4 protein-coding genes and 2 pseudogenes are annotated in these 6,025 nt (G+C 66.1%); 4 read left to right on the forward strand and 2 right to left on the reverse strand.

The window, feature by feature from the left end:
• Positions 1-784: pseudogene (locus VFA16_RS10895) on the reverse strand (esterase family protein); the annotation flags it as partial.
• A 91-nt stretch (positions 785-875) separates the two neighbouring features.
• Positions 876-4,175 carry a bifunctional lysylphosphatidylglycerol synthetase/lysine--tRNA ligase LysX gene (gene lysX, locus VFA16_RS10900; protein ID WP_324967818.1) on the reverse strand — a complete coding sequence of 1,100 codons (3,300 nt, stop codon included), beginning with the start codon at positions 4,173-4,175 and terminating at the stop codon, positions 876-878.
• Positions 4,176-4,540: 365 nt separating this feature from the next.
• On the opposite strand from lysX, the gene infC reads away from it, so the two are divergent.
• The 4 genes and pseudogenes from infC to VFA16_RS10920 all read left to right on the forward strand — a co-directional run.
• Entirely contained in the window at positions 4,541-5,137 is a 597-nt protein-coding gene (gene infC, locus VFA16_RS10905) for a translation initiation factor IF-3 (protein ID WP_324967820.1), read from the forward strand.
• A gap of 23 nt (positions 5,138-5,160) precedes the next feature.
• Entirely contained in the window at positions 5,161-5,355 is a 195-nt protein-coding gene (gene rpmI / locus VFA16_RS10910; protein ID WP_083089409.1) for a 50S ribosomal protein L35, read from the forward strand.
• Positions 5,356-5,400: 45 nt separating this feature from the next.
• Positions 5,401-5,790 carry a 50S ribosomal protein L20 gene (gene rplT, locus VFA16_RS10915; RefSeq protein ID WP_324967819.1) on the forward strand — a complete coding sequence of 130 codons (390 nt, stop codon included), beginning with the start codon at positions 5,401-5,403 and terminating at the stop codon, positions 5,788-5,790.
• 17 nt (positions 5,791-5,807) lie between these two features.
• Positions 5,808-6,025, forward strand: a pseudogene (locus VFA16_RS10920) (RNA methyltransferase); the annotation flags it as partial.

Below are 6,025 nucleotides of genomic sequence, written 5' to 3' on the forward strand. Positions count from 1 at the left end.
TGAACGCGCCGCCGGAGTCCGCGAACACGAACACCGGCGCGTTGCCCCCGTGCGCGGCGGCGAACTCGTCGATCGTCGCAACCGCATTGCCGGCCCGCAGCCAGTCGGCGGGCGTGTTGAATTCGCCGCCGATCATCATCACGGTGGGCAGCTGCGGCGGCGGAGTGCTGGCAAACCACGCCGGTGGCAGGTACACCAGCTCGCCGCGGTGTTTGAAGTGCGACGCCTCCGCGGGGATGGTCACCGGCACCACGCTGCCGCGGGTCGGAAGCGCCCGCTTGCCGGCCATCGCCGCCACCGTGGTCTTGTCGGTCTGGTCAGGCAACGGACCGGCAGTGAGCTGATTCCAGGCCGTCTGCACCGTTGGGAAGTATCCCACCCAGCCGTTGAGGGCCAGAGCCGAGCACAGCAAGCACAGCGGCACGGCCAGCATCGACGTCGTACGCCGCCACCAGCGGGCGCTGCGCCACCCCAGCAGCAGGACCGCAGCCGCTGCGCCGGTCAACGCAATCCACAGCCACATCGTGAGCGGAGCTGGCTCGTCGGCCAGCCCGTCGGTGTCGATGAACCAGCGGGTCCCGATCGCGACCAGGATGCCGACGGCCGCTGCAACCGGCAGCCCGACTACCCGCCAGCGGCGTGATCGCCACCCAATCGCCAACACCAGCGCAACCGCCGTTAGCGCCTGGACCGTGATCGGCACCCACCCGTGCATCAGCGAGGTGTGGTGACCGACCAGCAGCGGCGCAGCGACAGTTGCGGAGGAAGCTGGCACATCATTCATTGTCGTCCATTGTGATGCATGCGTTAACGCATTGACGACCGGTTCACCAACCGCTACGCACAGCTCACGTTGCCGGCGGCCATTTCATGTGTTATCGCGGTTTGGCCAGCGGGAAGGGCAGGGTCTCGCGGATGCCGCGGCCGGTGATGAGCATGACCACGCGGTCGACACCCATCCCGAGACCGCCGGTGGGCGGCATCGCGTATTCCATCGCCTGCAGGAAGTCCTCGTCGAGTTCCATCGCCTCGGGATCGCCCCCGGCGGCCAGCAAGGATTGCTCTTGCAGGCGGCGACGCTGCTCCACCGGGTCGGTGAGCTCGGTATAGGCAGTGCCGAGCTCGACGCCCCAGGCCACCAGATCCCAACGTTCGGCCACCCCGGGTTTACTGCGATGCGGCCGGGTCAGCGGCGACACCGAGGTCGGAAAGTCGATGTAGAAGGTGGGATGCTCGGTGCGGGACTCGACCAGATGCTCGTAGAGTTCGAGCACCACCGCGCCGGCGTCCCAGCGTCGCAGGTAAGGGACGTTGGCGGCATCGGCCAGCTTGCGCAGCGACGCCAAATCGGTGTCCGCATCGACGTAGTCACCAAGTGCCTCGGACACGGCGTCGTGCACCGTCTTCACCGGCCAGACACCAGAGATGTCGACCGGTTTGAGGCCCTCATCTGAGGGGCGCAGCACGACCTGCTCGCCGTGTGCCGCCTCGGCGGCGTTTTGGATCAACTCACGACAGCCGTCCACCCACGTCCGATAGTCAGCGTGCGCCTGGTAGGCCTCCAGTAGCGTGAACTCAGGATTGTGGGTGGAGTCGACGCCTTCATTTCGGAACGCCCGGCCCAGCTCGAACACCCGCTCCACGCCGCCGACGCAAAGCCGCTTCAGGTACAGTTCCGGCGCGATGCGCAGGTATAGGTCCATGTCGTAGCTGTTGATGTGGGTGATGAACGGGCGAGCGCTGGCACCGCCGTGGATCTGCTGCAGGACCGGCGTCTCGACTTCCACAAAGCCCTTGGCGAACAGTGTCTCTCGCAGCGAACGCAACACCTTGCTGCGCACGGCGATTAGTTCGCGTGACTCGGTGTTCACCGCCAGGTCGAGGTAGCGGGCCCGCACCCGAGCCTCGGCGTCGGTGAGTCCGTTCCACTTGTTGGGAAGCGGACGCAGGCACTTGCCGATCAGCCGCCATCGGCGAACCAGCAGCGAGCGCGTCCCGTTTTTGCTGAACCCCATGTGCCCGCTCACTTCCACCAGATCACCCAGATCGATGGCGTGAGTGAAATCGGCGGTGTAACCCTCGTCGAGCTGCGAATTGTCCAGCAGCAGCTGTATTTCAGCCGACCAGTCGCGCAACTGGGCGAACAGCACCCCGCCGAAGTCGCGGATCCGCAGCACGCGACCGGACACCGAAACGCTCGCCTGGTCGTCGGCCGCCAACGCACTGGCGACGCTGTGACTGGGTGGATGACCTACCGGGTAAGCGTCGACGCCGTTGGCTTGCAACGCCTTCAGCTTCGCCAGCCGTACCCGCACCTGTTCGGGCAGCCGCCGCTGCGACTCACCCCAATCGGAGGTCTCCGCGCGCTGCAGATTACTGAGATCGGGGGCGGTGCCGTCGTGGTGCAACAGCCCGGTCGCCACCAGCGTCGGCGGCACCGACGGATGGTGACCGGTGTGCTGCTTGGTGCGGCGACTGAAGGGGAACACCAGGAAGCCCTCGGCGAGGGCGGAAGCGACACCCACCCGCGGGATCATCCGGGCGTCCTCGTAGCAGGCGTACCGCGGCACCCATTCCGGTTGGTACTTCGCGTTGGAGCGATACAGCGTCTCCAGCTGCCACCAGCGGGAGAAGAACACCAGCAGGCCGCGCCACAGCCGCGCTATCGGGCCGGCGCCGAGCTGCGCGCCCTGGGCAAACGCTGAGCGAAACATCGCGAAGTTCAGCGAAATGCGGGAAATCCCTAGGCGTTCACCATGTAGGGCCAGCTCGCTGACCATGAGTTCGATTGTGCCGTTAGGGGATTGGGCTGATCGGCGCATGAGATCCAGCGATACGCCGTTGTGCCCCCACGGCACCAGCGAGAGCATTGCCACCACCTCGTGGTCGGGACGCAGGGCCTCCACGAGCAAGCAGTCGCCGTCCGCCGGGTCACCGAGGCGGCCGAGGGCCATCGAGAACCCGCGCTCGGTCTCGGTGTCCCGCCAGGCGTCGGCGCGCGAGATCACGTGTGCCATCTCGTCGGCGGGAATTTCCAGGTGCCGCCGGATGCGCACGGTCAACCCGGCGCGGCGTGCCCGGGTGACCGCCTGGCGCACTCCGCGCATGTCCGGGCCGGACAGCTTGAAGTCGACGGTGTGCAGAATGGCTTCGTCGCCGAGTTCCAGGGCGTTCAAGCCTGCTCGGCGAAACGCTTGTGCGCCTTGCGAACTGGCGCCCATGACACCGGGAGTCCAACCGTAGGACTGGCACAGCCGCAACCATGCATCGATGGCTTTCGGCCACGCCGTGGGGTCGCCGATCGGGTCCCCGCTGGCAAGGCACACGCCGACCTCGACTCGGTAGGTGATGGCTGCACGGCCGTTGGGCGCGAACACCACCGACTTGTCGCGGCGGGTGGCGAAGTAGCCGAGGGAGTCGTTTTTCCCGTACAACTCGAGCAGACCGCGGATGGCGGATTCGTCCTCTCCGGTCAGCGCGTTCTCGGCGCGCTGGGATTGGAACAGCACGATCGCCGCAACCATCAGCGCCAGTGCGCCGAGCAGGCCGAAGAGGTCGTTGAGGATGACGTGCGGGCGGCCCTGGAACAGATCGGGGTCGGCCAGCGCGAAGCCGACCACTCGGTTCGCCACGTAGGGCAACCGATCCTGCCGTGCCAGCGAGCCGGGGAACAGCTCGACCAGTCCCCACGACAGCAGAATCCCGATCGCCCATCCGGCAAGCAGCACGCCGGTCGACTTGTAGAGGGCGCCGTGGCGGACCTTGGCCCAGAACTCGCGGTAAGCCAAGGTGAGGAGGACGATCGCGGCCACATGCAGCGTGAAGCCGAAGCTTTCGCCGAAGGTCTGCAGCGGTGTGTTCCCGCCCGCTGCCAGATCCGCGACGTTCAACCCGGCGGCAATGACTAGGTTGCCGAGCAACACCCACCAGGCAATGCGCTTGCGCGCGGTCAGCGCGCCGGCCAGCAGCGCCAGGATGAACGACCACGCGAAGCTGGTGTCGGGAAAGTTGAAGAGGTAGTCGTTGATGAACTCCCGCGGGACCTTGATGACCCACCTGACCAGCGGTGACACGCTCGCCACCAGCGACAGGGTGGCGATCACGCCGACAGTCCAGCCGGCGGCCGCTGGAACCCAGTGGTACCGGGAAGTCGGCCGGCTCGTGGTTAGGGTCACAGACCGCGAGGATATTCGCTTCGGCTGGGACACGCGTGAGACGACATCACAACCACGCGTCTAGCTGCCGGTCAGCAGGTTGTGACTGCTAAACTGGCCGGTGCGACCGTCCCGGCGAAGGCCGGGAACAGCAAGTGGAGTCCCACTCCCACCGCTGGCCACCGGAAATCTTTGCCCAAGGCTCAGCGGTCCGGTCACAGGCATCGCGCCTGTTCTGCGCACGCCGCAGGCGGCTCACGCCGTGACCGGTCGGCACTAGGGCCCTGCTGCAGCAGGGCCTTTTTGCTGATGGCGAGCCGTCCACCTGCTGCATCCCACGGAACCGCGCGCCGGTCGCGAAAGAGAAGACAACCAAGGGAGGCCACATCAGCACTGAGACCCGCGTCAACGAACGCATCCGCGTACCTGAAGTCCGTTTGATCGGACCGGGAGGTGAGCAGGTAGGCATCGTGCGGATCGAAGACGCACTCCGCGTCGCCGCGGACGCCGACCTCGACCTTGTCGAAGTCGCCCCGAACGCCAGACCACCGGTCTGCAAGATCATGGACTACGGCAAGTTCAAATACGAGGCGGCGCAGAAGGCGCGCGAGTCTCGCAGAAACCAGCAGCAGACCGTCGTCAAGGAACAAAAGCTGCGACCCAAGATCGACGACCATGACTACGAGACCAAGAAGGGTCACGTCATCCGCTTCCTGGAGGCGGGGTCGAAGGTCAAGGTGACCATCATGTTCCGCGGACGCGAGCAGTCCCGGCCCGAACTGGGCTATCGACTGTTGCAGCGCCTGGGCGCCGACGTCGCCGACTACGGCTTCGTCGAGACGGCCGCCAAACAGGACGGACGCAACATGACGATGGTGCTGGCGCCGCACCGCGGCGCGAAGACTCGGGCCAGGGCGGCGCGACAAGCCGTCGCACCCATACCCGAGCCCGCAGCCAACGGCGATACCGAACCATCGAACTGACCAGACAGCAGAACTGAGGACACATGCCCAAAGCCAAGACCCACAGTGGGGCTTCAAAACGATTCCGCCGCACCGGGACCGGCAAGATCGTGCGCCAGCACGCCAACCGGCGGCATCTGTTCGAGCACAAGCCCACCACGCGGACCCGACGGCTGGAGGGCCGCACCGCGGTGTCGGCGAACGACACCAAGCGGGTCAAGTCGATGCTGAACGGCTGACGACGCCGACACAGTCAGTACGTCCGAACGAGGATAGGAATACCCATGGCACGCGTGAAGCGGGCAGTCAACGCCCACAAGAAGCGGCGCACCGTCCTGAAGGCCTCGCGAGGCTATCGCGGCCAGCGGTCTAGGCTTTACCGCAAAGCCAAAGAGCAGCAACTACATTCGCTTAACTATGCGTTCCGGGACCGTCGGGCACGCAAGGGCGAGTTCCGCAAGCTGTGGATTTCGCGGATCAACGCGGCGGCGCGCGCTAATGACATCACCTACAACCGGCTCATCCAGGGCCTCAAGGCCGCCGGCGTCGAGGTGGACCGCAAGAACCTCGCTGACATCGCGGTGAGTGATCCGGCCGCGTTCACCGCACTGGTCGACGTGGCGCGGGCGGCGTTGCCCGACAACGTCAACGCGCCTTCGGGAGAAGCTGCCTGACACCTGGCTCGCGCCCGGTGCTCACCGAACGCTCGGCCCGGGTGGTCGCGGCGGTCAAGCTCCACCGCCATGTCCGGCGGCGTAGCGCGCAGCGGTTTCTCGCCGAAGGACCCAACCTGGTCGAGGGAGCATCCAGGCGCGGTCTGGTGCGCGAAATTTTCGTCACCGAATCCGCGGCGCAACGGCACGCCGAGTTGTTGCATGCCGCAGATGTCCCGGTCTTCTTGGTGAATGA

It is taken from the genome of Mycobacterium sp., from assembly GCF_035653355.1.
Taxonomy (GTDB): Bacteria; Actinomycetota; Actinomycetes; order Mycobacteriales; family Mycobacteriaceae; genus Mycobacterium.

Coding starts and splice junctions, on each gene's coding strand:
- rplT (WP_324967819.1), top strand. CDS start 5,401: ATGGCACGCGTGAAGCGGGCAGTCAACGCCCACAAGAAGCGGCGCACC.
- rpmI (WP_083089409.1), top strand. CDS start 5,161: ATGCCCAAAGCCAAGACCCACAGTGGGGCTTCAAAACGATTCCGCCGC.